Source organism: Amycolatopsis sp. NPDC026612 (genome assembly GCF_040638285.1).
Lineage (GTDB): Bacteria > Actinomycetota > Actinomycetes > Mycobacteriales > Pseudonocardiaceae > Amycolatopsis.
This window is the reverse complement of sequence record NZ_JBEZYB010000178.1, coordinates 1-2,047: the sequence shown is the minus strand read 5'-3', so window position 1 is coordinate 2,047 and position 2,047 is coordinate 1. Positions and strand designations below refer to the sequence as shown.

Sequence of the window (2,047 nt, the reverse complement as noted above, 5' to 3'; positions counted from 1 at the left end):
GCACTACAACTACCATCGACCACACACCGCCGCCGGAGATCAGCCACCAGCTTCTCGGCTCCACGCAGGCGTCACCAACGTCGTGGCCTCATACAACTAGCCGCCGAGGGCATCACCATCTCGGTCTGCACCGTCGGCCGGCACCTGTTGCACCTCGGGCTGAACCGGCGCCGCTTCATCGACCCCACCGGCGCCAACAACCGGCAACCACAGCGGATCGCCGTCGGCGATGGTGTCGGTCGATTCCGTGGTGATGATGCGGCGCTCTCGCCACGAGCGGGTCAACGCCGGCGCGCCCGTGGGCTGCACGCAGATCACGTCGGCTCTGGGTACGAGGGTCTTCAGGACGTAGCCCACACCGGTGGCCATCGCACCGCCACCCAGGGCGATCAGAACAGCGTCGAACGTGGATCCCGTGCCTGCCAACTCGAGGCCGATCGTCGCGGCGCCCTCGCATGTCTCGATGTCCAGACTGTCCTCGAGCAGTCGGGTGCCGCGTTCGTGCGCGATACGCGCAGCTCGCTCGCGGGCCATTTCGAAGTCGCCGTCCACCAGTTCGAGTTCCGCGCCCAGCGCGCGGATCCGGTCGAGCTTGGCTACGGGGGCTCGCGCCGATGCCACGACCGTCACGTCGAGGCCACGGCGGCGGCCTGACCAAGCAAGCGCCTGGCCGAGATTGCCGGCGCTGGCGCACACCACGGCAGTCCGGCCCTGCTCAGCCAGCAGATTCGTGACAAGCTCGGTGCCCCGCGCCTTGAAGCTGCGGACCGGGTTCGCCGTTTCCAGCTTGATACTCACCGTGCAACCAAGCCGGCGTCCCAGTGCATCGCACTGGTACATCGGAGTGTTCAGGTAGATGGGGTCGATCAGGTGGCGGGCCGCGTGGATCCGGTCAAGATCAAGCCGCGTCTTGAGCACGCCGAGATCATATCCACCCGACAGTTGCGCCTTGACTGTCAACACGCGATCAACTCGTTTCGCGATCGCATCCGCTCGTCGGCTACTTAAGACTGGGCGGCAGGACGGATCGCGCCGTTGCTGCCGGTGGAGACGGATCGGCGAGGTGGGCGGTGGCGTAGTCACCGGCAGGTGATCAACGCGATTCTGTGGCATGAGCGGACCGGTGCGCCGTGGCGTGATCTGCCTGAGCGGTACGGGCCGTGGAAGACCGCGCACGAGCGGTTGCGGAAGTGGACCGCGGACGGGACCTGGGATCGGATCCTGGAGCACGTGATCGTCAAAGACGACTCGCTGGGAACGTTGGAGGAGAACGTCGAGTTCGTGATCAGTGTCGATTCCACGAGCGTCCGGGCGCATCAGCATGCGGCCGGCGCCCGCCACGCGTTCCGGTACCTCTCCGACGCTTGGCGGCGGGCCTCTGAGAACCCTGTCTGTTCGGCCGCCTCGTCGGTCGCGCCCCACCACAGCGGTGGCGACAGCCGGTGAGAACCAGGTGTCGGAATGTCCGCCCGCCATGTTCATGATCCGGCGGGGCATGCGCGAAGGCATCCAGCCCATCTCCGTCGAGCAGTACCGAGGAACCGGGACCAGCTGGACATACAGCTGACACCAGTGCGCGGCGCCGTTGCGACCGCGGTCACGAGCCAGGTCGCTCTGGTAGCCGATCTGACTGGCGCGACCAGCCCGGCTGCAGCCGCGAGTTCGCGACCTCCGCTGACCGTCCAGATGCTCCTCGCGACGACTCCGTCGTCTACAACCCGGGCGAGGTCGGCTACCAGACGCAATGGGGCCGTCCCTTCCCCCGACCCGAACTCGAAGCTCTGCGAGCTGCCTGGCGCACACCCGGTCAGCTCGAACCGCGACCCTCCGACTGATCGAGCGACAACTCGGCCCCTCGCCGAACGACCTCGCCGGCGATCGACAGGACCGCCACGGTCTGCTAGGTTATCAATCAATCACTAACCTAGGAGGAGTACAGATGACATCCGAAGGAAGCGACGCCCAGCGCCGCACGGCCGCTCAGCACACCGTGGCCGAACACCTGCGCCTCACCGCCGCCGGACGCACGGACGAGTGGGTGCAGCTC

The 2,047-nt window shown here is 66.8% G+C and carries 4 pseudogenes; 3 read left to right on the top strand and 1 reads right to left on the bottom strand.

The features are described from left to right. Together AB0F15_RS45010 and AB0F15_RS45005 are read left to right on the top strand one after the other, a co-directional pair. Positions 1 to 100 (top strand): annotated as a pseudogene (locus AB0F15_RS45010) (IS481 family transposase); the annotation flags it as partial. After that, positions 94 to 219 (top strand): annotated as a pseudogene (locus AB0F15_RS45005) (IS481 family transposase); the annotation flags it as partial. The pseudogenes AB0F15_RS45010 and AB0F15_RS45005, both read left to right, overlap by 7 nt. A 12-nt stretch (positions 220 to 231) precedes the next feature. Here the strand turns inward: AB0F15_RS45005 and AB0F15_RS45000 are convergent. Beyond that, a pseudogene (locus AB0F15_RS45000) lies at positions 232 to 1,113 on the bottom strand (pyridoxal-phosphate dependent enzyme); the annotation flags it as partial. On the opposite strand from AB0F15_RS45000, the pseudogene AB0F15_RS44995 reads away from it, so the two are divergent. Continuing rightward, positions 1,027 to 1,338 (top strand): annotated as a pseudogene (locus tag AB0F15_RS44995) (transposase); the annotation flags it as partial. The pseudogenes AB0F15_RS45000 and AB0F15_RS44995 sit on opposite strands and share 87 nt — an antisense overlap. Positions 1,339 to 2,047: the final 709 nt, after the last annotated feature.